21 protein-coding genes are annotated in these 24,274 nt (G+C 62.7%); 7 read left to right on the top strand and 14 right to left on the bottom strand.

The annotated features are described in order from the left end of the window. Positions 1–89: 89 nt before the first annotated feature. Positions 90–494 carry a transposase gene (locus Q8L25_RS23610; protein WP_308921728.1) on the top strand — a complete coding sequence of 135 codons (405 nt, stop codon included), beginning with the start codon at positions 90–92 and terminating at the stop codon, positions 492–494. Positions 495–608: 114 nt separating this feature from the next. Next, entirely contained in the window at positions 609–839 is a 231-nt protein-coding gene (locus Q8L25_RS23605; protein ID WP_308921727.1) for a hypothetical protein, read from the top strand. A gap of 137 nt (positions 840–976) precedes the next feature. Here Q8L25_RS23605 and Q8L25_RS23600 read toward each other — a convergent pair whose 3' ends face one another. The 4 genes from Q8L25_RS23600 to Q8L25_RS23585 form a co-directional block, all read right to left on the bottom strand. After that, positions 977–2,125 carry an IS5 family transposase gene (locus tag Q8L25_RS23600; RefSeq protein WP_308921726.1) on the bottom strand — a complete coding sequence of 383 codons (1,149 nt, stop codon included), beginning with the start codon at positions 2,123–2,125 and terminating at the stop codon, positions 977–979. Positions 2,126–2,193: 68 nt separating this feature from the next. Beyond that, entirely contained in the window at positions 2,194–2,430 is a 237-nt protein-coding gene (locus tag Q8L25_RS23595) for a hypothetical protein (RefSeq protein WP_308921725.1), read from the bottom strand. A 40-nt stretch (positions 2,431–2,470) separates the two neighbouring features. After that, entirely contained in the window at positions 2,471–2,743 is a 273-nt protein-coding gene (locus Q8L25_RS23590) for a putative signal transducing protein (RefSeq protein WP_308921724.1), read from the bottom strand. Between the two features lie 57 nt (positions 2,744–2,800). Beyond that, positions 2,801–4,771, bottom strand: a complete 1,971-nt coding sequence (locus Q8L25_RS23585) for a Cache 3/Cache 2 fusion domain-containing protein (protein ID WP_308921723.1) — start codon at positions 4,769–4,771, stop codon at positions 2,801–2,803. Positions 4,772–5,319: 548 nt separating this feature from the next. Between Q8L25_RS23585 and Q8L25_RS23580 the strand changes: the two genes are divergently transcribed. From Q8L25_RS23580 to Q8L25_RS23570, 3 genes are all read left to right on the top strand, one after another. Then, complete coding sequence (locus Q8L25_RS23580) at positions 5,320–7,587, top strand: carboxy terminal-processing peptidase (protein ID WP_308921722.1); 2,268 nt, start codon at positions 5,320–5,322, stop codon at positions 7,585–7,587. A gap of 291 nt (positions 7,588–7,878) precedes the next feature. Further along, entirely contained in the window at positions 7,879–8,727 is an 849-nt protein-coding gene (locus tag Q8L25_RS23575) for a hypothetical protein (RefSeq protein WP_308921721.1), read from the top strand. Positions 8,728–8,736: 9 nt separating this feature from the next. Beyond that, positions 8,737–8,970 (top strand): hypothetical protein, encoded by a 234-nt coding sequence (locus Q8L25_RS23570; protein WP_308921720.1) that lies wholly within the window; start codon positions 8,737–8,739, stop codon positions 8,968–8,970. Position 8,971: 1 nt separating this feature from the next. On the opposite strand, the gene Q8L25_RS23565 is transcribed toward Q8L25_RS23570, so the two are convergent. Next, on the bottom strand, positions 8,972–9,895 hold the full coding sequence (locus Q8L25_RS23565) for a LysR family transcriptional regulator (RefSeq protein WP_308921719.1): 924 nt from the start codon (positions 9,893–9,895) through the stop codon (positions 8,972–8,974). A 122-nt stretch (positions 9,896–10,017) separates the two neighbouring features. Here Q8L25_RS23565 and Q8L25_RS23560 point away from each other — a divergent pair, with 122 nt between their 5' ends. Beyond that, on the top strand, positions 10,018–11,247 hold the full coding sequence (locus tag Q8L25_RS23560) for an MFS transporter (RefSeq protein ID WP_308921718.1): 1,230 nt from the start codon (positions 10,018–10,020) through the stop codon (positions 11,245–11,247). 167 nt (positions 11,248–11,414) lie between these two features. On the opposite strand, the gene Q8L25_RS23555 is transcribed toward Q8L25_RS23560, so the two are convergent. Then, positions 11,415–12,098, bottom strand: a complete 684-nt coding sequence (locus Q8L25_RS23555) for a pentapeptide repeat-containing protein (RefSeq protein ID WP_308921717.1) — start codon at positions 12,096–12,098, stop codon at positions 11,415–11,417. 301 nt (positions 12,099–12,399) lie between these two features. Here Q8L25_RS23555 and alaC point away from each other — a divergent pair, with 301 nt between their 5' ends. Beyond that, the gene (gene alaC, locus Q8L25_RS23550; RefSeq protein WP_308921716.1) at positions 12,400–13,620 is read left to right on the top strand and encodes an alanine transaminase; all 1,221 of its coding nucleotides are present in this window, start codon (positions 12,400–12,402) and stop codon (positions 13,618–13,620) included. Positions 13,621–13,788: 168 nt separating this feature from the next. Here alaC and Q8L25_RS23545 read toward each other — a convergent pair whose 3' ends face one another. From Q8L25_RS23545 to Q8L25_RS23510, 8 genes are all read right to left on the bottom strand, one after another. Then, positions 13,789–14,841, bottom strand: a complete 1,053-nt coding sequence (locus tag Q8L25_RS23545; protein WP_308921715.1) for a nucleotidyl transferase AbiEii/AbiGii toxin family protein — start codon at positions 14,839–14,841, stop codon at positions 13,789–13,791. After that, positions 14,804–15,229 carry a DUF6088 family protein gene (locus tag Q8L25_RS23540; RefSeq protein ID WP_308921714.1) on the bottom strand — a complete coding sequence of 142 codons (426 nt, stop codon included), beginning with the start codon at positions 15,227–15,229 and terminating at the stop codon, positions 14,804–14,806. The genes Q8L25_RS23545 and Q8L25_RS23540 overlap by 38 nt, the downstream gene beginning before the upstream one ends. A gap of 171 nt (positions 15,230–15,400) precedes the next feature. Next, entirely contained in the window at positions 15,401–16,891 is a 1,491-nt protein-coding gene (gene glpK, locus Q8L25_RS23535) for a glycerol kinase GlpK (RefSeq protein WP_308921713.1), read from the bottom strand. Continuing rightward, complete coding sequence (glpD, locus tag Q8L25_RS23530; RefSeq protein ID WP_308921712.1) at positions 16,888–18,447, bottom strand: glycerol-3-phosphate dehydrogenase; 1,560 nt, start codon at positions 18,445–18,447, stop codon at positions 16,888–16,890. Before glpD ends, glpK begins: the two co-directional genes overlap by 4 nt. Positions 18,448–18,477: 30 nt before the next feature. Continuing rightward, positions 18,478–19,239 carry a TSUP family transporter gene (locus Q8L25_RS23525; RefSeq protein ID WP_308921711.1) on the bottom strand — a complete coding sequence of 254 codons (762 nt, stop codon included), beginning with the start codon at positions 19,237–19,239 and terminating at the stop codon, positions 18,478–18,480. A gap of 7 nt (positions 19,240–19,246) precedes the next feature. After that, positions 19,247–21,268, bottom strand: coding sequence for an alpha-glucosidase (locus tag Q8L25_RS23520; protein WP_308921710.1), 2,022 nt, complete (start codon positions 21,266–21,268; stop codon positions 19,247–19,249). A 19-nt stretch (positions 21,269–21,287) separates the two neighbouring features. After that, a complete protein-coding gene (locus tag Q8L25_RS23515) occupies positions 21,288–22,706 on the bottom strand; it encodes a porin (RefSeq protein WP_308921709.1) in 1,419 nt (472 codons plus the stop codon). A gap of 88 nt (positions 22,707–22,794) precedes the next feature. Next, a complete protein-coding gene (locus Q8L25_RS23510; protein WP_308921708.1) occupies positions 22,795–24,249 on the bottom strand; it encodes an NAD-dependent succinate-semialdehyde dehydrogenase in 1,455 nt (484 codons plus the stop codon). Between the last annotated feature and the right edge of the window lie 25 nt (positions 24,250–24,274).

The following is a 24,274-nucleotide window of genomic DNA, read 5'->3' as shown; positions in this document are numbered from 1 at the left end:
GCTTGATGTTACTGGCGCCAATCCCCTAGGCCCGGCGCCACTGGTCATTGCTGTTCTATTCGGTACTGGCGCCGTCGGAGCGCTACTACTTGGACCGCCACCTGCGCCCCAACAAGTTCACCGATCGTGCACTTCAATTACTGCTGATGATCCAGCGTTGGCTGCCAAATCGGTCTGTTGTCGTTGCCGACAGCAGTTTTGCGGTATTGAAACTGCTTGCCGCCGCGCGCGACACAGTGTGCATCGTCACCCGCCCGCGCCTCAATGCCGCCCTGTACGATCCTGCGCCTGCTCGGGCATCCGACACGAAGGGACGATCACAACTGAAAGGAGCCCTCCAACCAATGTTCACCCAGACACTCGCTTCCGCCACCACGCTTTGGCATGAAGCCATGCTTTCCCAATGGTATGAAGAAGGAGATAAAACAGTCGAGTTCGCCACCGGCACAGCTATCTGGTACCGCGCCACCTTGCCAGTCGTGCCGCTGCGCTGAGTACTGGTGCGCGATCCGCGCGGCACCTTCCAGGCGTAGGCATTCCTGTGTACCGACCTGGAAGCCGGACCGGAGCAGATACTGGCATGGTTCATCCGTCGTTGGCAGATCGAAGTGACGTTTGAGGAGACGCGTGTCCATCTGGGCATGGAGACACAACGCCAGTGGTCCGCACAGGCCATCTCGCGCACGACGCCGGCGATTCTGGGACTGTATTCGATCGTCACGCTGGTAGCCAACGAGCTGTTGGCGGGACAAGCCATGATGATGCGTCACTCTGCCTGGTACGCCAAGGACAGCCCGACCTTCTCCGACACGGTCGCCTTGGTACGCCGGTCGATATGAAGCGCGGGTATTTTTTGCGGGTCGCAGTCAGAAACCGATATCATGAGAATCCCCCGCACACTATTTGAGCGCCTGACGGAGACCGTCCGTTACGCCGCCTGAATGAATAAAGCCAAGCTTAGAGGGGCCAGAAAAAATCAACTCTTATAAGCTAGTCTGTTGAGTAGCATACGCGCTTCTGCCAACCAAACCCAAGCTGCCGAGACGTCGAGTTTGCGGTCGTGATGCATCACCGTGCGGCGCCAGCGTTCAGTCCACGCATGGGTTCTTTCGACCACCCAGCGCATGGGAAGGATCGTGAACCCGGCATTTGTACCTGCGGCATGCTCAGGGGTGATCTTGGGATCGTGCAGCGTTCCAGTCGTACCATTGGCTAGATGACGCACCACTTCAACTCGAATATGGTGCGCCTGCTCGATGGCATGCGCGCATTTCCCGCCATAGGCGCCGTCGGTATAGAGCTTTTCGAGGCGAGGGCTCTTGCTGCACGCTTGCGTTATCACGGTTGCTGCCGCATCCCGGTCTTGCACGCTTGCAGCGGTGACGGACACTGCGATGATCAGCCCCATGGTATCGACCACGAGATGACGTTTGCGCCCTCTGACCTTCTTGCCTGCATCAAATCCGCTTGCGCCACCTTGCGGCGAAATACGGGTGGACTGTGCATCAATTACTGCAGCACTTGGCGTACTTGCTCGCCCCGTACGTACACGCCATTGTTCGCGCAGCCGGTCTTGCATCTGTTCGAATACACCTGCGTCAACCCAGCGTGAAAACGCCTCGTAGACCGCCTGCCAGGGTGGAAACGTCTCGGGTAGCAGCCGCCATGCGCAGCCGGTGCGCAGCACGTAAGAACACGCGTTAACGAGATCGCGGCGGCTGTAACGCACGGGCGTGCCTCGCTGTCCCGGCGTACGCTCGAACAGGTCAGCAACGAGCTCCCATTCAGCATCTGTCAGGTTGGTGCTGTATGGCAAGATGGCCTCGCGCCTGTGGGCTGCCGTGTAGCCATACCGCTTGGCGCCCTCGGCGCACACCGCGCCCGTACGGCGTAGTGGCTTGAGCCGTACGATGCCTAACGCGCGTAGGGCTCGACGAATCGTTGCTGCGCACACGCGCAGAGCGCAGCGGTGATGCAGCTCGTCGGCGATTTCCTGCAAGCTGGCCTGAGCGCGCTCCATGACGATTTCGTGCAAAACTGCGATATGCTCAGGCTTCAACGCTGGTGGTCTGCCGCCGGCGCCGCTTGACGGCTCAGTGCTGCCGAGTGAGTGTTTGGTTGCCATGGCATGCTCCCTCCACATTGAGATAGCATGCCACAACTTCGTTGTTGATTTTGTCTACACTCTCTCAATTATCTTCCGCGATTTTTCAATGCCGCCAGTTTCTGGGAAAGCTTTTCCTTGAAATCATCCAGTTGCGCCGCAGTCATGCTGAACGTGGAAAACCAGTCGATGCTGTCGTACATGTCATTTTCAGACAGATAGGTTGAAAGTTCCCTGATGATGGCGTCACATTCGTCATCAAAAACATGCATGTCAAAATGAAGGATGTCTTTCAAGGGGTGATCGCCCGGTCCGCCTGCTGCCATTTTTTTGAGGGTAAATTATAGGATTGCGGTTGATCGGATATCAGTCGGCGACCGGCATGCCCACATCGGCATCATCCGACAAGGCCAGGTCGCCGCGCTCGAACGCCGCCAAAATTTCATTGGCGCGCGCCACATCGTGTTCGCGCACCAGGATGCGCGCGCCGCCGATGGCCGCAGCCAACAGCATGTCGGCCTGCATGTGCTGGTCGTCCGCCAGCAGCACGTCGATGCCGGCGGCGGCCAGGCAGCCGCGGATGACGTGGGCGTCGGTGGGGATCATCAAACGGGCAATCAGAACGTAGTCGTCGTGCATGGGGTCTCCCGGCGGTGGCTGTTGATTCATCTTAGCACCGCCGGGCCACGCTTGCGCTTACAGCTTGAACACGCCCACCACTCTTTCCATTTCATGCGCCTGTTCCTGCAGCGCATCGGCGGCCGCCGCCGCTTCTTCCACCAGCGCCGCGTTCTGCTGGGTCACCTGGTCCATCTGCGCGATGGCCTGGTTGACCTGGTCGATGCCGCTGCGCTGCTCGTCGCTTGCTTGCGCCACTTCCGCCATCAGGGCGCTGGCCTTGTGCACGCTGTCGACTACCTTGTCGATGGTGGCACCGGCCTGGCTCACTTGCGCATGGCCCAGGTCGACCGTGGTGGTCGAGGCCTGGATCAGATCCTTGATTTCTTTCGCCGCTGCGCTTGAGCGGTGCGCCAGGTTGCGCACTTCGGTCGCCACCACGGCAAAGCCGCGGCCCTGCTCGCCGGCGCGCGCCGCTTCCACGGCCGCGTTCAGGGCCAGGATATTGGTTTGAAAGGCGATGCCGTCGATCACGCCGATAATGTCGGTGATCTTGCCCGAGGAACTGCGGATCGCTTCCATGGTACTGGTCACCTGCGCCACGGCCGCGCCGCCCTGGGCCGCCAGTTCGGACGAGGTTTGCGCCAGGCTGCTGGCCTGCCGCACGTGGTCGACGTTCTGGCGCACGGTCGAGCTCAGCTCTTCCATCGAGGCGGCGGTTTCTTCCAGCGAGCTGGCCTGCTGTTCGGTGCGGCTCGACAGGTCCAGGTTGCCGCTGGCGATTTCACCGGAGGCGGTGGCGATCTGGCCGGCGCTGCCGCGCACCTGGCCCACCACTTTGGACAGGTTGTCGCTGATATGGTTCAGCGCGCGCAGCAGGCGGCCGATTTCATCCTGGCTGGTGGTGTCCAGGTGCACCGTCAGGTCGCCGCCGGCGATCTGTTCGGCGGCCGCTTCGGCATGCGCCAGCGGTCGCGAGACAAGCTTGCGCACCAGCAAGTACAGCAGCACGGCAAAGACCAGCATGGCGACCAGGCCCGAGATGGCCAGCTGGTTGCGCATCTGGCGCGCTTCAAGCGTGATTTCATCGGTAAAAGTGCCGCCAGCGATGATCCAGCGCCAGTCCTTGAATTCGCGGTAATACAGCTGCTTTTCGCGCGCGGTGCTGGCGGTCTGGCCCGGTGCGGTCCAGGTATAGCGCATGGCGCCGTTCTTCTGCTTGATCATGTCCTGGATAAACAGGCGGCCGTCGCTGGCCTTGAAGTCGAGCGCGCTCTTGCCTTCGCTGTTCGGATGCAGCACCAGCTGGCCGTAATTGGCGCCGGGCGCCGTGTCGACGATATAGATGTAGCCGGTCTGGCCGATTTTGACCTGGCGGATTTTTTCTTTCAGCATCGTCAGGTTTTTCGTGATGTCGAGCCCGATGAACAGCACGCCCACCACCTTGCCGGCCGCATCGCGCACGGGGTCGTATTGGGTGATGTATTGCTTGCCGAACAGGGTCGCCATGCCGACGAAGCTCTGGCCGGCGCGCAGCGGCGCGTAGCTGGGGTGGCTGTGGTCGAGTTCGGTGCCCACGGCCCGTTCGCCGTCCTGCTTTTTCAGCGAGGTGCTGATGCGCACGAATTCATCGCCGTTGGCGGCGAAAATGGTGGCGATCACACCGGTTTGCGTGGTGTAGCGGTCGACCAGGGCGGTATCGAGGTTGAGTATCTTGTCGCCATTCGACAGCTGCGGCGTGGCCTTGCCGGCGACCGCCACCATATTGCCGGCATCGACCGTAAACGGGCCGGGAAACTCGGCCGCGAACAGGCGCGCAAAGCTGGCCGCTTCATTCACCATCGCCGTATGGAACACTTCGGTGGTGGTCATGACGCTGTCGAGCTCACTGATGACGGCCGCTTCCGCCCGCTGTTCCAGCACGTGCGAGGTGCGCATGCTCATCATGGTCGTCAGGCTGGCCAGGATCAGGCTCACCAGCGCAAACGTAAACACGGTGATCTTGCCGCCGACACTCCAGTGGCGGGGATGAAAAGAAAATTTCTGCATAAATTGTGGTTTCAAAAAGTCAAAATGGCTGCGCGCGGCGCACGCGCAATGCGCCTTGCCGCTTGAAAAGCAGGCAATGGCGAGCGGATGAAACGCAGGTACAAGTGGCGCTGAATAGGGGGTGGGGCTGGCCGGTGGCTGTGTGGACAGGCCGGCGAACAAGGTGCGATGATATCACGTTGCGCACATTTTGTTTCTTTGCGCAATGATAAAAGTCAATGAATACAATAACTTGTGATAAATATTGGCGAGCTTGCCATGCCGTTTTTCCGCGCTCTACTGGTCTTTGGGCAGGCGACATCCGCTTACGAATGTTTCAGTTTGTAATGAATCCGACATCGTGTTTAACGCGGGCTTAAGCTTCCGGGAAGAAACTGATATTCCATCGGAGACTGCCTCTGTGTATCCTGTAGAATTACAGGCAGACCAGTCGTGATATCCCCTTACTGTCGTAGTGGCTGGCGCGTGATCGATCGACGAATATCGACGAAGCATCAACGATCAACGGCGCCGCCAGTAAATGATTTAACCAATTTTCGGAGAAGCCGATGAAGAAGCAATTAATCCTGGTCACCCTGGCGCTTGCCCTGTCAGCCCACGCTGGCGCAGCCCAGGCCGACAAGAGCGCCGCTCCTCCGCCCATCATGAAGCCCATGGCCCAGCAGACGCAAGCCGCGCTGTGGGCCTCGCGCGTGCTGTCGCGCTATCACTACAAGGCAACCCCGCTCGACGATGCGATGTCGGAAAAAACCTTCGACCGCTATTTCAAGTCGCTCGATGCCGAAAAGCTGTTTTTCGTGCAGGCCGATATCGACCGTTTCGCCCCCTTGCGCACCAAGCTCGACGATGCCATCAATGGCGAAGACCTGACGGCGCCATTCGCCATCTACAATCTGTACCAGCAGCGTTTCGACGACCGCATGGCCTATGCGCGCGAACTGCTGAAGACCAAATTCGATTTCTCGGCCGATGAAAGCTATCAGCTCGACCGCGAAAAAGCCGCCTGGCCGAAAAACGAAGAAGAAGTGCGCGACCTGTGGCGCAAGCGCGTCAAGAACGACTGGCTGCGCCTGAAACTGGCCGGCAAGGAAGACAAGGCCATCCGCGACACGCTCGACAAGCGCTATGAAAGCTACACCACACGCTCGCGCAAGCTGAACAATGAAGACGTGTTCCAGATCTTCATGAACGCCTACGCCATGTCGATCGAGCCGCATACCAATTACCTGGGCCCGCGCGCCTCGGAAAACTTCGATATCGCCATGCGCTTGTCGCTGGAAGGCATCGGCGCCGTGCTGCAGACGCGCGACGAATACACGGTGGTGCGCGAAGTGGTGCCGGGCAGCCCGGCCGGCCTGTCGGGCAAGCTGAAAGTGGGCGACCGCATCATCGGCGTGGGGCAGGGCGAAAGCGGCCCCATCACCGAAGTGCTGGGCATGCGCATCGACGACGTGGTGCAGCTGATCCGCGGCACCAAGGATTCCGTGGTGCGCCTGGACATCCTGCCGGCCGACGCCGGCCCGGACGCCAAGCACACCATCCTGCCGCTGGTGCGCAAGAAGATCAGCATGGAAGAGCAGGCCGCCAAGAAATCGATCATCGAAGTGCGTGAAAACGGCGTCAAGCGCCGCATCGGCGTGATCGCCTTGCCGACCTTCTACCAGGATTTCGAAGCGCGCCGCCGCGGCGACAAGGATTTCAAGAGCGCCACGCGCGACGTGACCCGTTTGCTGGGCGAGCTGAAAAAGGAGAAGGTCGACAATGTGCTGATCGACTTGCGCAACAATGGTGGCGGCTCCCTGAATGAAGCCGTCGAACTGACCGGCCTGTTCATCGACAAGGGCCCGGTGGTAATGCAGCGCAGCGCCGAAGGCAAGGTCGATATCGAAAGCGACACCAACGCAGGCCTGGCCTGGGATGGCCCGATGGGCGTGCTGATCAACCGCGGTTCGGCCTCGGCTTCGGAAATTTTCGCCGCCGCCATCCAGGACTACGGCCGTGGCCTGGTGATCGGCGAGGGCAGCTTCGGCAAGGGCACCGTGCAGACCCTGATCAACCTCGACCGTTTTGGCGGCAGCGAGAAAGCGCGCCTGGGCGAGCTGAAGATGACGGTGGCGCAGTTCTTCCGCATCAATGGCGGCACCACGCAGTTGCGTGGCGTCACGCCCGATATCAAGCTGCCGGCCATGTCGGACACCGAAAACTTCGGCGAATCGAGCTACGACAACGCCCTGCCATGGGTGGCCATCAAGCCGGCGCCGTATGTGCCGACCGGCGACCTGAAGGAAATCGTGCCCTTGCTGGACAAAAAGCATGAAGCGCGCGTGGCCAAGGACAAGGACTTCCAGTACCTGCAGGATGACATCGCCCTGGTCGTCAAGCAGCGCAAGGAAAACCAGCTGTCGCTGAACGAGACCGTGCGCCGCAAGGAGCGCGACGCCCAGGAAGCGCGCGCCAAGGCCCGTGAAAAACGCCTGATCGCGCAGATTTCGAATCCGGCCGAAGATCTGGTGGTGATCCAGGATCCGAAAGACATCCTGAAGGGCGCGAAGGCGACCGCCAAGACCGCCAAGCAGATTGCCGCAGTCAAGGGCGCCCTGCGTACCGATGACGGCTTGCAGGGCGACGAGCGCGCCTTGAGCGCCGAACTCGACGCGGAATCGGCCGCCAAGAGCGCGAAAGACGTGCTGCTGAACGAAACCGTGCGCATCCTGGCCGACGAAGTGGCGCTGATCAAGGCCGATACCCGCCTGGCGGCCAAGGTGCTGCCATATGGCGCCGATACCAAGGCGACGCCGGTGGCGGCAGCAAAGTAAAGTAAGGCGCTATCGCCAAACGGGGCCGGAACCGCAGGGGACCGGCCCCGTTTTTCATGGTCATGCGGCAGTTATAGTCCTGGCGTATTTCTATCATTGCCACAAATAATTGGAATAATATGCCGCGATGCAGCATACTTCATTTGTCTCCTCTATTCTCCTCCAAGAAAATAGATTCAGCCCGCTCCCGCAGCGGGCTTTTTTTTGCCCGTTTCATTTTCAATTGAATCGCTCTTGCGAAAAATATAATTCCCATGCTAGCGTACGGTTCCCTTTCCCTGGAGGCACTCCATGATCCGTCGCACCGCCTTGTTGTCCACCATTACCCTGACCCTGCTGCTGGGCGCTTGCGGCAAGAAGGAGGATTCGGCTGCGGCCGACGAGGGCAAGCAGGCGCAGGCCACTGCGGACGCGCAGGCAGCCGAAGCGCCCGCCGCCGAGCCCGCGCCCGAACGCAAGCTCGATTACTGGAAAGCGCTGGGGCCCTTGCTGGCCGGCAGCTACAACGGCAACTGCCTGCGCATGCCGGACGGGCGCAAGATGGATGCGCTGGTCACGATAGGCGCCGACGGCAAGGTCGCGTCGGGCGACATGCAGCTCGATTTTCATGCCGCGAAAATGGCCATGATGATGCGCTCGCGCGACGAGAAGGGTCAGTACAGCACCCTGGGCACGCTCGGTATCGACGATGGCAAGACCGGCATGCTGTCGCTGATGTCCAGTCCGGCTGGCAAGGAAAGCACCATCAGCCTGTCGAGCGGGGATATCGGCCTGATGTGCAGTAATAACAGCGGCGTTGGCAGCTTCAACAATCAGGCGCTGTTCCTGACTGCGGCAAAGCTATTGAACGGCAAGAAGCAGAGCATAGGCTGCCTCGACACCAAGAACCTGCTGGTGCGGCGCAAGGTCGACGTCGAGGTGGCCGACGGCGTGATCAAGATCGGCGACGACGTTTTCGACATGAAGACGGCCGTCAGCGAAGGCTTTACGGTGATGGATGGCGGCGGCTCCCTGATGCTGAACGTGGTGATGCCGCAGGAAAAAAGCATCAACGTCGCGTATGACGGCGCGGGCAAGCTGGTCAACGTGCAGGCGCGCGACAAGCAGGAAAGCACGCATTTTTGTACCGCCGAGAATTGAGAGGCCGGGATGGATCAAGCCACCGCACAAAAACTGATGGCGCTGTACCAGGAGATCGGTCTGACCTTGAACCAAGCCGATACCGTGATCCGCACCTTGCCCGATGCCGAGCGCCATGAGCACTTGAGCGGCCTGGCCGACACGGTCATGCAGATATGGTACAAGCTGCAGCTTCCGGTGGTGCGCCAGTACCCGGAACTCGACCCGGACCGCGAGCATTTCCGCAAACCGGCGGACGCCTGAATCAGCGCTGGTCCGGCTGCTGCACATCCTCGTTTTGCGCCAGCAGGGCGGTCAGCCAGGCCGCAAACGCCTGTACCTTGGGCACGGCCAGCCGGCCCTGGGGCGCCAGCAGCGACATCGGCATCGGTGTCGGTGGACAATCGTCCAGCACCGGCACCAGTGCGCCGCAGGCCAGGTGCTCGCGCGCCTGGTAGACGGCCAGCTGGCCCAGCCCCATGCCCTGCAGCACGCACGCCAGGTTGGCCTCGGCGTCGTTGACGGCGACCATGCCCGTCATCTGCACGCGCACCACTTCGCCTTTCTGCACGAAATCCCAGTCGAATGCGCGCCCGGTGCGGCCTGAAAAATGCATCACGCCACGGTGGCGGACCAGGTCGGCCAAGGTCTGCGGCCGGCCATGGCGTTCCAGGTAGGCGGGCGCCGCGCAGGTCACAAAACGCATATTGCCGATGCGCTTGCCGATAAAGGCGGAGTCCTGCAGCTGCCCCACGCGCAGCGCGCAATCGATGCCTTCCTCGGTCAAGTCGACCAGCCGGTCCGTCAGGCTCAGGTGCAGTTGCACGGCGGGGTAGGCGGCATGGAATTGGCCGATATACGGCATCACCAAGGTGCGCCCCACGGTGCCGGGCAGGTTGACGCGCAGCATGCCACGCGGCTTGTTGGCGTCGGGGCCGCGAAACGCCAGTTCGGCCGCATCGACGGCGCCCAAAATCGCCAGGCAATGGTTGAAATACTCGGCGCCATCGGGCGTCAGCGACAGCCGGCGCGTGGTGCGTTGCAGCAGCTGCGTGCCCAGATAGGCTTCCAGCTTCTGCAAGGTGGCGGTCAAGGCCGCACGCGGCAGGTTCAGGGTTTCGGCGGCCTTGGAAAAACTGTTTGCTTCCACGATGCGCACAAAGGTTTGCATGGCCTTGATCTTGTCCATGATGGGGCATTGCTCCTTGATTGTTCATCTAATGTGAAATGTATGGAGTGATTATGCACTAATTATCTTCGTCACCAAACTCCCTACAATGGCCCTACTTTATTTTTAAACGAGGAAATAACATGAACAAGGCCTCCATCAAACAGCCGATCGCCGGCGACGTGCCCGATATTTCGTCCGGCATGGTGCTGCTGCTGGCGATCGCTTCCGGCCTGATCGTCGCCAATCTGTATTACGCGCAAACCCTGGTCGGCCCCATCAGCGCCTCGACCGGCCTGTCGGCCAAGGCGGCCGGCCTGATCGTCACGCTGACGCAGATCGGCTATACCCTGGGCCTGCTGTTCGTGGTGCCGCTGGGCGACTTGCTGGAAAACCGCCGCCTGATCATTACCGGCCTGCTGGTCACGGCCGCCGCGCTGGTCGCCGCCGCCCTCAGCACCGGCGCCATCGTGTTCCTGGCCGCCGCGCTGGCGATCGGCCTGGGTTCGGTGGCGGCGCAGGTGATCGTGCCGTTTGCCGCCCATTTGTCGAAAGAATCGACGCGCGGCCAGGCGGTGGGCAAGGTGGTCAGCGGTTTGTTGCTGGGCATTATGCTGGCCCGTCCGGCCGCCTCGCTGGTGGCGGCCCATGCCAGCTGGCATGTGGTGTTTGGCGGCGCCGCCGTGCTGATGCTGGCGCTGGCCTTTGTCTTGCGCCGCGCCTTGCCGCTGCGCCAGCCGGTATCGAACATCCGTTATCCAGCGCTGATGGCCTCGCTGTGGCACTTGCTGCTGGGCACGCCCGTGCTGCGCCGCCGCGCCGCTTATCACGCCGGCCTGTTTGGCGCCTTCAGCCTGTTCTGGACCGTCACGCCGCTGGTGCTGGCCAGCCCCGCCTTCGGCCTGTCGCAAACGGGGATTGCCATCTTCGCCCTGGTCGGCATGGCCGGCGCCGTTGCTTCGCCGATCGCCGGCCGCCTGGCCGATGCGGGCCATACCTTGCCGGCCACGGCCGTCGCCTTGATCCTGGGCATGGTGGCGTTTGCCTTGCCGATGTTCGTACCGCAATCGCAACATCTGGCGCTGGGCTTGCTGGTCATCGCCTCCATCGTGCTCGACATGGGCGTGGCCGCCAACCTGGTACTGGGCCAGCGCGCCATCTTCAGCCTGGCGCCGGAAGTGCGGGGCCGCTTGAATGGCCTGTATTTCGCGCTGTTCTTTGCCGGTGGCGCCGCCGGTTCGGCCGTCGGCGCCTGGGTCTATGCCAGTTATGGCTGGCAAGCGACGTTATTGACCGGCATGGCGTTTCCGGCGCTGGCGCTGCTGGTGTGGCTGGGAGAATTCCTGCCCAGCTTGTCGCGCCGCACGGCCTGAAAAGCGAGCGTTCGCACGGTTATCATGAAAACGCATTTCTATCATCATCAATAAAAATTGGTTTTATATGCCGCGATGCAGCATCATGCACTTGTCTCCTCTAACTCCTCAACGGAATTAGATTCAGCCCGCTCCCGCAGCGGGCTTTTTTTTGCCCGGGTTTTTGCTTACACCACAGAAATACCCAGCTCGCGCACGAAATTGGCCGCCTGCGCATGGGTAATCACCGCGCCCTTGAACAGCGCCGCTTCCGTCAGCTTGAAGCCGTCGATATCGGCGCCGCGCAGGTCGGCGCCCTGGAACTTGGCCAGCTTCAAGACGGCGTTGCGCAGGCTGCCGCCTTCGAAGACGGCGTCGCGGAAATCGCAGCCGGCCAGGTAGGCTTCGGAAAAATCGAGTTGTTTCAGGGTCGCCTTGCGAAACGAAAAGCCGCGCAGGTCGGCGCCGATCAGCAGGCTGTCTTCGAAGCTGGCGCCCAGGTGCGCCACTTCCTCGAACGAGGCGCCGGTCAGCTTGCAGCCGCGCCAGGACGCGGACGCGAGCTTGGCGCGCCGCCATTTGGTGTTGTTCAGGTCGCAGCCTTCGAAGCTGGCGTCGACCGCGTCGACGGACTCGAAATCGGCGCCGCCGGCGCGGCAGCGGCGCCAGGTCGTGCGTGCCAGCTTGCAGGCGAACAGGTTGGCGCCCGCAAAGGTGCAGCGTTCAAAGGTACAGCCCTGCAGGTCGAGCCGGGCCAGGTCGGCGTCGTCAAAGGCGCAGCCCTCGAAGGTGCGCACCGATTGCGCCAGCAGTTGTTCCAGTTCGCCGCGGTCCAGTGTGAGATCAGTTGCCGTGGTGTTGTGTATTGCCATCCGTTTATTTCCTTGTAAAGCGGGGGAGGGATGGCGCGGCGGGAAGCGTGCACGAACCATGACACCGCCCCCGACTGGTGTAACAGCCGAGATCAGCGCCGTGGGTCCGCGTGGGGCGGGAGCATGTTGTTCAACACTTACCGGGTTACCAACTGGTTTGCTCATTTTCGACCAGGCATCCATTGTAGCGTTTCAACCGCGCTCTTGCCAGCCTGAACGGCGCCGGGTTAGTATGGCTGCAGGCGCACCCATTGCGCCAACGTCGCTCGGACGGATCCGGGCGCTTACGTACAGAGATATCATGACCGACAGCCAAACTCCGCGCAGCTTTTCGCGCATCAATCGTCTTCCCCCCTACGTTTTCAATATCACCGCCGAACTCAAGATGGCCGCGCGCCGCCGTGGCGAGGACATTATCGACATGTCGATGGGTAATCCCGACGGCGCCACGCCCAGCCATATCGTCGACAAGCTGATCGATACGGTGAAGCGGCCCGACACCCATGGGTACTCCGCCTCGAAGGGCATCCCGCGCCTGCGCCGGGCCATTTCACATTGGTACAAGCAGCGCTACGAGGTCGACATCGACCCCGACAGCGAAGCCATCGTCACCATCGGCTCGAAAGAAGGCCTGGCCCATCTGATGCTGGCCACCCTGGACCGGGGTGACACGGTGCTGGTGCCCAACCCCAGCTACCCGATCCATATCTGGGGCGCGGTGATCGCCGGCGCCGATATCCGCTCAGTGCGCATGGGCCCTGGCGTAGACTTTTTTGCCGAGCTGGAGCGGGCGATCCGCGAAAGCTATCCGAAGCCCAAGATGATGGTGCTGGGTTTTCCATCGAACCCCACCGCGCAATGCGTGGAGCTGGAGTTTTTCGAGCGCGTGGTGGCGCTGGCGAAACAGCATGACATTCTGGTGGTGCACGACCTGGCCTATGCCGACATCACGTTTGACGGCTGGAAAGCGCCGTCCATCATGCAGGTGCCCGGCGCGCGCGACGTGGCCGTCGAATTCTTCACCATGTCGAAAAGCTACAATATGGCCGGCTGGCGCATCGGCTTCATGGTCGGCAATGCCGAACTGGTGGCGGCGTTGGCGCGCATCAAGAGCTATCACGACTACGGCAGTTTCACGCCGGTGCAGGTGGCGGCGATCGCCGCGCTGGAAGGCGATCAAAGCTGCGTGACGGAAATCTGCGCGCAATACCAGCGCCGCCGCGACGTGCTGGTCAAAGGCTTGCACGAAGCGGGCTGGATGGTGGAAAAACCGAAGGCGTCGATGTATATCTGGGCCCATATCCCGGAAGCATATCGCCACCTGGGTTCGCTGGAATTCGCCAAGCTGCTGCTGGAGAAAGCCAGGGTCAGTGTGTCGCCGGGCATCGGTTTCGGCGAATACGGCGACGACTATGTGCGCTTTGCCCTGATCGAGAACGAGGCGCGCGTGCGCCAGGCACTGCGCGGCATCAAGAACATGCTGCGCACGCCGGTAGTGGTGGAAGGGGAGGCGGCAAAATAGTGCCGTAAGGAATCAATAATTGCCACTGTTATCACGCAAGCGTATTTCCCATATCATCAATATAAAGTGGTTTTATAGCTTGCGATCCGGCATCATGCTTCTGTCTCCTCTACTTCCTCACAGGAAATAGATTCAGCCCGCTCCTGTAGCGGGCTTTTTTTTGTGCGCTCAGCATGGTTTGCAGGCTGCCAGGAAGTCTTGCGCCACTGCTTCAAACGAAGCGAAAGATTTTTCGAACGTGGGCGGATTCATGTCGTAAACCAGCGGTATCAGATTTTGGGCGTATCGCTCTTTCAGCTCGCCATTTTCTTTTGCCGCTATCAAGGTCCTTTTGAGAACACTTACCGGGTCTGCGTCGAACTCGGGATGTTGCCCCTTGTACTCATCGCGGTCGTTCATGACCAATTGCGGAAAAATACTCTTCGCAGCTACAAGTGATTCGGTGGATAGTTCCGCGATTCGAGCAACGTCGTAAACATGGCGGACCAATGCGGGGTCAAGGTCCCCCTTGGTTTGGCGGCCATCCGAATTGCAAGCACAACGACGTAGCAAGGACAATACCTTTTCTGCCGTAGTCTCTGCCACCGAAATGCAAGAAATTGACAACGTCGTGCTCGGCTTTAGCCCCGCCAATGTCTCGTAAAGATAGCCAAACTCAAGATTTTCAAGCGGCAGGAGCGGTTGGCGTTGCATCAGTTCCAGCCTAAGCTCGGGACGGAGGCTTGGAAGTTGGGGATAAGCAGATTTGTAGCCGGCACCTACCTCGCAATACCGGTGCTTATTGCGTATGTGCGGGTTGTCTCCGTCAGGGCTATTGAGCAACGGAAATCCAAGCGACTCCAGGAGCGGAGGCAGTGCTTTGTGCAAAGCGATTAGTCTTACACGGTCTCCGCGCCCTTTCTTCAAAGGCTTGGGTGGTGGGGAAAGCAGAACTTTAATGTCGATGTCTTCCGACATTCGATTGATTAGCCCATGTGCCTTGGAGAGGCACGTCCCACCCGAGAAGATCAACTTGATGCCTGCATCATGGCGAGTGAGCTCTCCTTGGCGTGTGTCGAGGTCGCTGAAATGATCATGCGAAACCTTGAGTTCACTCAATCCCTTGAGAAGCTCGGTGACGTGGATATCTTTTTCGGCGGTCTGTACGGGAAGTCCTCGAAGGAGACCTTCTGCAGCGAGGTCTTCAAGCGCTCGCTGTTGCTGGTCTGTAATCGTTCTCATAAACTACCGAGCGGCCTCCCACAGAAATTTTCCTGCGAATACGTTGACTACCAGTATTGGCAACGAAGGCCCCTGGAAGTTGGGTTGTTTTACCGGAATTGTATGCAGCAGCTGCTTTACTCGTGCGCACTGTGACACCCAGTTTTTTCAGGGTCTCGGTCGCCAAGGTCTCAAGACTGCCGGCCGGGATGGTCGCCCCTGTAACCGAACTCTTGCGTGTTTTGGCGTAGACTCCAGTCCCGATTCGAATCAGAACGCCCTTGGCTTGCAACGATTTGAGCGCTTCGGTGACCTGCGAGGCACTACCCAAGCGAGCAATGTCGGCCCGCAATATAACATTGCCGGCTCGCTGCTTCACGGACCGAAGCATACGGTCTTCAAGTTTCATCTTCGCTCCTTCAGGGGTATACATCAAAGATGATAGCAACCTCTCGCTCATTGTCAAGACTAATCCTTATATAACAATGACTTACGTTGACACACATTGCCGGACGTTGAACAATATTTATAGGAGGATCCGCCGCGCGGCCGTACTGTCGAAGTGGCCAAATGCGGTTCTTCAGTTTTCCCCGTTGCCCGCAAACCGCCGCACCGCCGTTTCCCATTGCCGCATCAGCTCGGCCGCCTGGTCGCGGCCGATGGTGGGCAGGAAGGTCCTTTCCACACGCCATTGCGCTGCCAGTTCCTCGGTGCCGCGATACTGGCCGATCGCCAGGCCGGCCAGGTAGGCCGCGCCCAGGGCCGTCGTTTCGATCACTTGCGGGCGCACTACGGGGATGCCCAGCAGGTCGGCCTGGAATTGCAGCAGCAGGTTGTTGGCGCAGGCGCCGCCGTCCACGCGCAGTTCGGTGATCGGCGCCTGTGCGTCGAGGGTCATGGCCTGCAGCAGGGCCGCGCTCTGGAAGGCGATCGCTTCGAGCGCCGCGCGCGCGATATGGCCCACCGTGCTGCCGCGGCTCAGGCCCAGGATGGCGCCCTTGGCCGACGGTACCCAGTAGGGTGCGCCCAGCCCCGTAAACGAGGGCACGAACACCACGCCGCCCGAATCGGGCACCGAGGCGGCCAGGCTTTCCGCTTCGCTGGCGTGGCCGATGGCGCCCAGGCCGTCGCGCAGCCACTGCACCACGGCGCCGCCGATAAACACGCTGCCTTCGAGCGCATAGGCCGGCTGCGCACCCACCTGACAGGCGGCCGTGCTGATCAGGCCATGCCGCGATTGCGCACACTGCTCGCCCGTGTTGAGCAGCAGGAAGCAGCCCGTACCATAGGTATTCTTGGCCATGCCGGGCTTGAAGCAGGTCTGGCCGAACAGCGCCGCTTGCTGGTCGCCGGCGATGCCGCCGATGATGACCGGGCTGCCCAGCACCTCGGCGTCGGTTTCGCCGTACACATGGCTGGACGGATGGACGGTGGGCAGCAGGCTGGCGGGGATGCCCAGCCAGTCGAGCAGCTGAGCGTCCCAGCAGCCTTCATGGATATTCCACAGCATGGTGCGCGAGGCGTTCGTCACGTCGGTCACGTGCAGGCGCCCGCCCGTCATCTGCCAGGCCAGCCAGGCGTCGATGGTGCCGAAGGCCAGCTCGCCGCGCATGGCGCGTGCGCGCACGCCCGGCACTTCGTCGAGTATCCAGCGCAGCTTGGTGCCGGAAAAATAGGGATCGAGCACCAGCCCCGTCCTGGCATGGATGGCGCCGGCCAGTCCCCGCTCGCGCAGGCTGTCGCACAGCGCCTCGGTGCGCCGGTCCTGCCAGACGATGGCATTGTAGACGGGCTCGCCCGTGGCGCGGTCCCACACCACCGTCGTTTCGCGCTGGTTGGTGATGCCCAGCGCGCCCAGGTCCGCCGCCGTCAAGCCGGCTTTCAGCAGCACTTCGCGGCTGGTGGCGAGCTGGCTGTGCCAGATTTCGATCGGATCGTGTTCGATCCAGCCCGGCTGCGGAAACAGCTGGCGAAATTCGCGCTGCGCCACGGCGACGATGGCGCCCGCTTCGTCGAAGACCATGCTGCGCGAGCTGGAGGTGCCCTGGTCGAGGGCCAGCAGATAGCTCATGCCGCCACCTGCTGCGCCAGGCAGGCTTCAAGCCACAGCTGCAGGCGCGCCACGTCGGCCGGCTGGCAGCGCAGGCCCAGTTTGCTGCGCCGCCATAATATGTCGTCGCAGCTCCTCGCCCATTCCACGTCGACCAGGTAGCGCGCTTCGGCCTCGTGCAGGCCGGGCGCCAGTTCCGCGCCCAGGCCCGCCATCGAGTTCGCGCCCGCCAGCACGCGCGTGGCGCGGCTGCCATAGGCGCGTGCGTAGCGGTGCGCCAGCTTGGGGGGCAACCAGGGATGCGCCTGCTGGAAGCGGGCCAGGAAGCCGTCGAAATCATGGCTGTCCACCAGCTGGCCCGGCCGCTGCAGGTCGCCGCCCGGCAGCGGCGCATCGGCGGTCCAGGCGGGCCGGGTGTTGGCCAGCAAGGGCGCCAGCAGCGCCATCGCCTCCTCGGCCAGTTTGCGGTAGGTGGTGATCTTGCCACCCCAGATATTGAGCAGCGGTGCGCCCGTGCCCGTGTCGCCGCGCGCCACTTCCAGCAGATAGTCGCGCGTGACGGCCGACGCGTCCCGGGCGCTGTCGTCGAGCAGCGGGCGCACGCCGGAATAGGTCCACACCACGTCGGACGGGCCGATCTCGCGCCGGAAATAGCGGTTGGCGGCCTGGCACAGATAGGCGATTTCATCGCCGCTGATTTTGACCTGCGCCACGTCGCCCTTGTATTCCTCGTCGGTGGTGCCGATCAGGGTGTAGTCGTCCTGGTAGGGAATCGCGAAGATGATGCGCTGGTCCGGGTTCTGGAAAATATACGCGTTCGGATGCTCGAACAGGCGCGGCACGATGATATGGCTGCCCTTGATCAGGCGCAGTCCCTGCGTCCTGCCGCCGCCGGCCGCGCCGGCAAACTGCGCCGTCCACGGCCCGGCCGCATTGACGATGGCGCGCGCCCGCAGGCTGCGGCGTTGGCCGTCGGGACCTTGCAGGGTGGCCTGCCAGCCATCGCCATCGCGGTGCGCGTCGACGCAGGCGGTGCGCGTGAGGATGTGCGCGCCGCGTTCCTGCGCGGCTAGCGCATTGAGCACCACCAGCCTGGCGTCGTCGACCCAGCCGTCTGAATACACGAAGCCCTTGCGGTAGCCGGGCTTGAGCGGCGCGCCGGCCGCGTGCCTGGCCAGGGTGATCGCCTGCGAGGCGGGCAAAAAGGCGCGTTTGGCCAGGTGGTCGTACAGGAACAGGCCGGCGCGTATCAGCCAGGCCGGGCGCTGGGCAGCGTCATGCGGCATCACGAAACGCATCGGCCACATGATGTGGGGAGCGGCGCGCAGCAGCACTTCGCGTTCCTGCAGCGCCTTGCGCACCAGCTTGAATTCATAGTATTCGAGGTAGCGCAGGCCACCGTGTATCAGCTTGGTGGAGGCCGACGAGGTATGCTGCGCCAGGTCGTGCTGTTCGCACAGCACCACGCGCAGGCCACGGCCGGCCGCGTCGCGCGCGATGCCGGCGCCATTGATGCCGCCGCCGACGACCAGCAGGTCGCAATCAGGGGGCAGGGAGGTAAAGCGGGATGCGGACATAAGGACTCGATTTATTAAAAGAGAGATGACTCAATGGAGCAGTGCCAGCACCGGCGGCAGCACCAGCGCCAGGCCGGCGGCCAGCAGCAGCACGAACACGGCGCGCCGCACGTGCTGTAACGGCAGGCGGGACGGGTAGCGGCGGGCCAGCCAGGTCAGGCCCATCACCACCGGCAGCGCTTCGACGGTCAGCCACACCGCCGTCATGCTGAACTGGCCGTGCGCCAGCACCAGCGCCAGGCGCAGCACGGCGTTGGCGGCAAACAGCACGATCAGCGAATGGCGGACCATGTCGGCCGGCCACGGCTGGCGGTACAGGTGATACACCATGGGCGGGCCGGCGCTGGCGAACAGGCCGCCCATCACGCCGGAGACCCCACTGAAGAACAGGAACGAGGGCAGGCCGGACTGTTTTGCGCGCGTGCTGGCGCGCAGCACCAGCAGGAATGCGCAGACGATGATGGCGCAGCCGAGCAAAAAACGCAGCAGGCTGACCTGCTGCGCGCTGAACCAGCCCAGCAGCGCCACGCCGGCGCCCACGCCGACCAGGCTGCAGGCCAGCGACGGCCCGAACACCGGCCACACCAGCTGCGGCTTGTGACGGCCAAAGGTGATGGCCGCATTCACCAGCACCAGCACGCTGACCACATTGGCCACGTCGCCCAGACTGGCCAGGTGCAGCACCGCCGTCAGGCCCAGCAGGATCAGCCCGAACGCAAAACCGGTCAGGTTCTGCGCGTAGCTGGCCAGCGCCACGCAGGCCAGGAACAACAGGTGCGACCCGATGCTCATGTCAGGCTCATGCCGCCAGCGACAGTAAAAACACCTGCTGCGCGCAGCCCTGGCGCACGAACACGGGTGGCTGGCCCAGTGGCGCCGCCACTTCCACGCGCAGGCCGCCGTCGAACACGGCGCCGCTCCACAGATGGACCCAGGCGTCGCCCTGCGGCAGGTAGGCGCCCCAGCGCGTGGCGCCGGCCGCATGCACGGGCGCCACCAGCAGGTCGGGGCCGAACAGGTACTGGTCCTGGATGGCGTAGGTGGCGCGGTCCTGCTCGTAGTGCAGGAACAGGGGGCGCTGCAGCGGCAGGCCATGCCGCACGGCGTCGTCGGCCAGGGCGGCGATGACGGGCGCCAGCGCCACGTGCAGGCGCGTCATGCGGGCGAAGTGGGCGAACACCTGTTCATCCTGGTAGAACTGGAAGTTCTCGTCCGGGCGGTTGCCTTCATGCGTGCGCATCATCGAAGTAAATACCGCCATCTCGGTCCAGCGCTGGAACAGCTCGGCCGTGCGCAGGTTGCCGAACAAGCTCGTGTAGCCGCCGATATCGCTGTGGTGGTAGGCGTTGCCCAGCAAACCGGACGACAGCGCGCCGCAGATCACCGTCTGCAAGCCGTCGTGGCGGCTGAAGTCGACCGACTGGTCGCCGGCCCACAGCAAAGGGCAGTGCGCCTGCACGCCGGTATAGCCGGCACGCATGAAGAAGGTGGCGTCGCCGGTCTTGCCGGCCGCTGCGATGGCGCGTGCGTTGACTTCGGCCCACAGGGTCGGCCAGGCGTTGTGCATCAGGCGTGCGTCGACGCCATTGTGCAGGCGCAGGTCGATCGGCAGGTATTCGCCGAAATCGGCCATCCAGCCGGACAAACCGAAGTCCAGCATTTCCTGTCGCAGCACGCGGTCCTCGAACCACTGCGCGGCGGCCGGGTTGGTGAAGTCGACCACGCCGCAATCGAATTCGCCGAAGTCGACCAGATAGGTGCCGCCATCCATCGCGGTGGCCAAAAAGCCTTGCTGCAGCGCTTCCTGGTACAGGGTGCCGTCATTGCACAGGTAGGGATTGACGTAGCCGAGGAAGCGGATGTCTTCCCTGGCCAGGTCGGCGATCCATTGCTTCAGGTCCGGATAGCGCTGCGGCTGCCAGCGCCAGTCCCAGAACAGGCGCTTGCCGAACGAGGTCTGGCGCAGTCCCACCCAGTCTTCGCACCACAGGGCGCTGACGGCCAGGCCGTGTTCCTTCGCCTGCGCGAGGATGGCGCGCGCGTGGTCTTCGCCGCCTTTCAGGCCCAGCATGGCGCCGTTCTGCAGCCAGGCCGGCAGCTTGGGCTGGCGGCCGAAGCGTTGCGACACCACGCCGACCAGGTCGACGAAGGAATCGGCCAGCATGAATTCCAGGCGCTCGGGCATGGCCCAGAATTGCAGCTCGTGGAAGTCGGCATGGCGGAAATCGAAGTCGGCATAGGCCGTCGTTTCGGCATGCAGGCAGTAGCGCTGCGAGGAAATGAAGCTCGGTTGCGGGTAGTTGGTGTGATAGTAGTCGCCGCCCGACTTGGCCGTCACGTCGGCCTGCCAGGTCAGGTGGGTCGACTTGTCGCGGCCCACGCCCGGCTCCGAGGTCCACAGCGGAAAGTGGCGCCCGCGCAGGTCGAAGTAGGACATCTGCTCGCCGCAGCCCCACACGTGCTCATCGTGTTCGGCGGGCAGGCGCAGCCACAGCCGGTTCCAGCCCGGCGCCGCGTGCTGCAGCACCAGGTGCACGCCATGCTGCTGCGCCTGCACACGCAGCACCAGCTGCGGCGCATCGCCAGGATGGCGCGCAAAGGCCAGCAGCGCGACCCCTTCGTCTTGCGTGATCGCCAGATGGCGCAGGGCGGTGCGTTCTTCAACGTAATCTTCGATGTCGAAATTGCCGCGGTACATATCCATCCGTTCGCGGCCCTGGCCGACGAACAGGCACGGCGCCTGCGTGTCGTGGCGCAGCAGCAGGCGGCCCGCGCAGCGCAGCGCAAGGCCGTCGTTTTCCTGATCTAGTGTGAACTGCATGTCGAGCTACTCCTGATGATTAAAAGACGAGGAACATGCCGGCGGTCAGTTCGACCGGGCTGTAGCCAAAATAGTTATTGTCCCCGCGGAACTGCAATACGCCCAGCTTGGCATGCTCATTATTCTTGATGCGGGTGGCGTAGGCATAGAACGACAGGGTCGGCTGGAAGTTGTACAGATAGCCCAGCGAGTAGGCGGTCGACTTCGGCTTGCCCACGCCGTCGCCCGTGTTGGCGCCGAACGCGCCGCGGCTGTTGGCGCCGTCGTAGCTGATCTGCGCCAGGCTGCCTTCGATGCGGTGCTTGCCCAGGTCATAGGCGCCCGAGACGCCGAACGCGTCGGCGCCGTAGCCGCCCGCGTTCGACACGCGGTACGAGGTGTAGGAGCCGCCCAATGTAAAGTCGTTCCACTTGTAGCGCGCGCCGACGATGTCCGTGACCTGGTTGCGCTTGACGAAGTTGCTGCTTGCGGCCGTGCTGATATCGTTGCTTTGCTGGTAGTCCATATGGGCGTAGCCGAGGAACAGATTGTCCTTCTTGTACAGCACATTGGCGGCCCAGCTGCGACCGTCGTCTTCGAGCGCCGTGGCGGAAGACGCCTGCTGGCCGGCCGAATACGACACTTCGGCCGAGAAGTTGTTGTAGGTCGGGCTGCGGTAGCGCAGCGCGTTGCCGTAGAACAGGGCCGTGCCCGAGTTGTTGCCGGCCAGGCTGGTGGTCTTGCTGGCGTTGCCGGTGACGGGGTCCTTCAGGTAGCGGCCCAGGGACTCGGGGCGCGTCAGCGAAAACAGGGCGCTGAAGTCATTCGCGCCGTAGTTGTGGGCCGAGGCCAGGTCGGCCCCCAGCGAGACCCAGAACGGCGCCATGTACATGGTGCCGCCTTCGATCGAACCCCAGGTGGTCGAGGCAAAGCCGACGGTCGAGCCGCGGTTGAACAGCACGGACGAACTGGTGTTGTTCTGCGTGCCGCCGCCGGCGTTGCCGTTGAACAGATTGAGGCCGGTTTCGACGCCGAAGATGGCCTTGTATTCGTCGCTGAAGACCCAGGAACCGGTGAGACCGAGGCGGCTGGCCATCTCGCCCTGGTTCAAACGGTGGTTGGTCAGCTGGCGGCCGCTGGCGTCCTTGCCGCGCGAGACCGTGTAGCCGATATCGCCACGGCCATACAGTTTCCAGTTGAAACCGGTGTTTGACTTTGCCGGCGCCGCCGGTGCCGCCGCTGCGGTGGCCGGCGCCATGGCGGTGGTGGCCGCAGCTGGCTCCGGCGCCGGCTGGGCCGCCCTGGCTTCCATCTGTGCCACTCTTTCCTGCAATTGGGCCAGCATGGCCTTCATGTCGCTGAGCTCGTCGGCGCGCACGTTAGCGCTAACAAATGGCGCCGCAAAGAAGAGGGCGGTGATGGCGCGGGCCATGGTGGTCTTGCGGATGGTGGTTTGCATGATCTTGTCTCCTGTATTTTTTATATGGATAGTCCTGGTGATCCCTGCTTGCTGCGGTGCTGCGGCCGCCCTCGCGGGCGGCTTGAATTCAGATGCCTCCCATGCACAGATATTTGATATCGAGGAAGTCGTCCATGCCGTAATGCGACCCTTCGCGGCCCATGCCGGAATGCTTGACGCCGCCGAACGGCGCCATTTCATTGGCGATCATGCCCGTGTTGATGCCGACCATGCCCACTTCCAGTTCCTCCGCCACGCGCCAGACGCGGCCCAGGTCGCGGCTGTAGAAATAGCCGGCCAGGCCGAATTCGGTGTCGTTGGCCAGCGCGATCACTTCCTCTTCAGTGCTGAAGCGGAACAGCGGCGCCAGTGGGGCGAAGGTTTCCTCGCGCGCCACCAGCATGGTGCTGTTCGCGTCCAGCACCACGGTCGGCTCGAAAAAGCTGCCGCCCAGCGCATGGCGCTTGCCGCCGATAGCCAGCTTGCCGCCCTTGGCCAGCGCGTCGGCCACATGCTGCTCGATCTTGCGCACGGCGTTCTCGTCGATCAGCGGGCCTTGCGTCACGCCCGCTTCAAGCCCGTTGCCCAGTTTCAGCTGTTCCACCTTGGCCACCAAACGGGCCGCAAAATCGTCGTAGATGCCGTCCTGGACGTAGATGCGGTTGGCGCAGACACAGGTCTGGCCGCTGTTGCGGTATTTCGACATCAAGACGCCGTCGACGGCCGCATCGATATCGGCGTCCTCGAACACGATGAACGGCGCGTTGCCGCCCAGTTCCAGCGACAGCTTCTTGATGGTGCCGGCCGCCTCGCGCGACAGCCAGGCGCCCACTTCGGTCGAGCCGGTAAACGTGATCTTGCGCACCAGGTTGTTGTGGCACAGTTCCGTGCCGATCGCCTGAGCGGCGCCCGTCACCACATTGAATACGCCCGGTGGCACGCCGGCGCGCAGCGCCAGTTCACCGAGGGCCAGGGCCGACAGAGGCGTTTGCGAGGCCGGTTTCAGGACCATGGCGCAGCCGGCGGCCAGGGCCGGCCCGGCCTTGCGCGTGATCATGCCGTTCGGGAAATTCCACGGCGTGATGGCCGCGCACACACCGATCGGCTGCTTGATGACGACGATGCGCTTGTCGCTGGACGGCGGCGCGATCACGTCGCCATAGGCGCGCTTGCCTTCCTCGGCAAACCATTCCAGGTAGGCCGCGTTCGAGACGATCTCGCCCTTCGCTTCCGCCAGCGACTTGCCCTGTTCGCTGGTGAGTATCAGCGCCAGGTCGTCGGCGTGTTGCAGGATCAGCGCGTGCCAGGCGCGCAGCACGCTGGCGCGCGCCTTGACGGTCTGTTTGCGCCACGCTTTGAACGCGGTGTGCGAAGCGGCGATGGCGCGCCGCGTCTCCAGCGCGCCCATGCGCGGCACGGTGGCGATGATGTCGCCGGTGGCCGGGTTGGTGACGGCGATGGTGGCGCCGTCATCGGCATCGCACCAGACGCCATCGATCAGGCATTGCTGTTTCAACAGGCTTGCGTCTTGCAGGTTCAACATGGGGTGCTCCTAATAGAGTGAAAGG

This window comes from Janthinobacterium sp. J1-1, from assembly GCF_030944405.1.
In the GTDB taxonomy this organism is placed as follows: Bacteria; Pseudomonadota; Gammaproteobacteria; order Burkholderiales; family Burkholderiaceae_D; genus Janthinobacterium.
The sequence above is the reverse complement of the archived record's forward strand: the minus strand, read 5'-3'. Positions and strand labels throughout refer to the sequence as shown.

What these genes read in the sequence shown, in the direction of transcription:
- Q8L25_RS23600 (WP_308921726.1), bottom strand. Translation starts at nt 2,125, where the DNA reads ATGGCAACCAAACACTCACTCGGCAGCACTGAGCCGTCAAGCGGCGCC.
- Q8L25_RS23595 (WP_308921725.1), bottom strand. Translation starts at nt 2,430, where the DNA reads ATGGCAGCAGGCGGACCGGGCGATCACCCCTTGAAAGACATCCTTCAT.
- Q8L25_RS23590 (WP_308921724.1), bottom strand. Translation starts at nt 2,743, where the DNA reads ATGCACGACGACTACGTTCTGATTGCCCGTTTGATGATCCCCACCGAC.
- Q8L25_RS23585 (WP_308921723.1), bottom strand. Translation starts at nt 4,771, where the DNA reads ATGCAGAAATTTTCTTTTCATCCCCGCCACTGGAGTGTCGGCGGCAAG.
- Q8L25_RS23580 (WP_308921722.1), top strand. Translation starts at nt 5,320, where the DNA reads ATGAAGAAGCAATTAATCCTGGTCACCCTGGCGCTTGCCCTGTCAGCC.
- Q8L25_RS23575 (WP_308921721.1), top strand. Translation starts at nt 7,879, where the DNA reads ATGATCCGTCGCACCGCCTTGTTGTCCACCATTACCCTGACCCTGCTG.
- Q8L25_RS23570 (WP_308921720.1), top strand. Translation starts at nt 8,737, where the DNA reads ATGGATCAAGCCACCGCACAAAAACTGATGGCGCTGTACCAGGAGATC.
- Q8L25_RS23565 (WP_308921719.1), bottom strand. Translation starts at nt 9,895, where the DNA reads ATGGACAAGATCAAGGCCATGCAAACCTTTGTGCGCATCGTGGAAGCA.
- Q8L25_RS23560 (WP_308921718.1), top strand. Translation starts at nt 10,018, where the DNA reads ATGAACAAGGCCTCCATCAAACAGCCGATCGCCGGCGACGTGCCCGAT.
- Q8L25_RS23555 (WP_308921717.1), bottom strand. Translation starts at nt 12,098, where the DNA reads ATGGCAATACACAACACCACGGCAACTGATCTCACACTGGACCGCGGC.
- alaC (WP_308921716.1), top strand. Translation starts at nt 12,400, where the DNA reads ATGACCGACAGCCAAACTCCGCGCAGCTTTTCGCGCATCAATCGTCTT.
- Q8L25_RS23545 (WP_308921715.1), bottom strand. Translation starts at nt 14,841, where the DNA reads ATGAGAACGATTACAGACCAGCAACAGCGAGCGCTTGAAGACCTCGCT.
- Q8L25_RS23540 (WP_308921714.1), bottom strand. Translation starts at nt 15,229, where the DNA reads ATGAAACTTGAAGACCGTATGCTTCGGTCCGTGAAGCAGCGAGCCGGC.
- glpK (WP_308921713.1), bottom strand. Translation starts at nt 16,891, where the DNA reads ATGAGCTATCTGCTGGCCCTCGACCAGGGCACCTCCAGCTCGCGCAGC.
- glpD (WP_308921712.1), bottom strand. Translation starts at nt 18,447, where the DNA reads ATGTCCGCATCCCGCTTTACCTCCCTGCCCCCTGATTGCGACCTGCTG.
- Q8L25_RS23525 (WP_308921711.1), bottom strand. Translation starts at nt 19,239, where the DNA reads ATGAGCATCGGGTCGCACCTGTTGTTCCTGGCCTGCGTGGCGCTGGCC.
- Q8L25_RS23520 (WP_308921710.1), bottom strand. Translation starts at nt 21,268, where the DNA reads ATGCAGTTCACACTAGATCAGGAAAACGACGGCCTTGCGCTGCGCTGC.
- Q8L25_RS23515 (WP_308921709.1), bottom strand. Translation starts at nt 22,706, where the DNA reads ATGCAAACCACCATCCGCAAGACCACCATGGCCCGCGCCATCACCGCC.
- Q8L25_RS23510 (WP_308921708.1), bottom strand. Translation starts at nt 24,249, where the DNA reads ATGTTGAACCTGCAAGACGCAAGCCTGTTGAAACAGCAATGCCTGATC.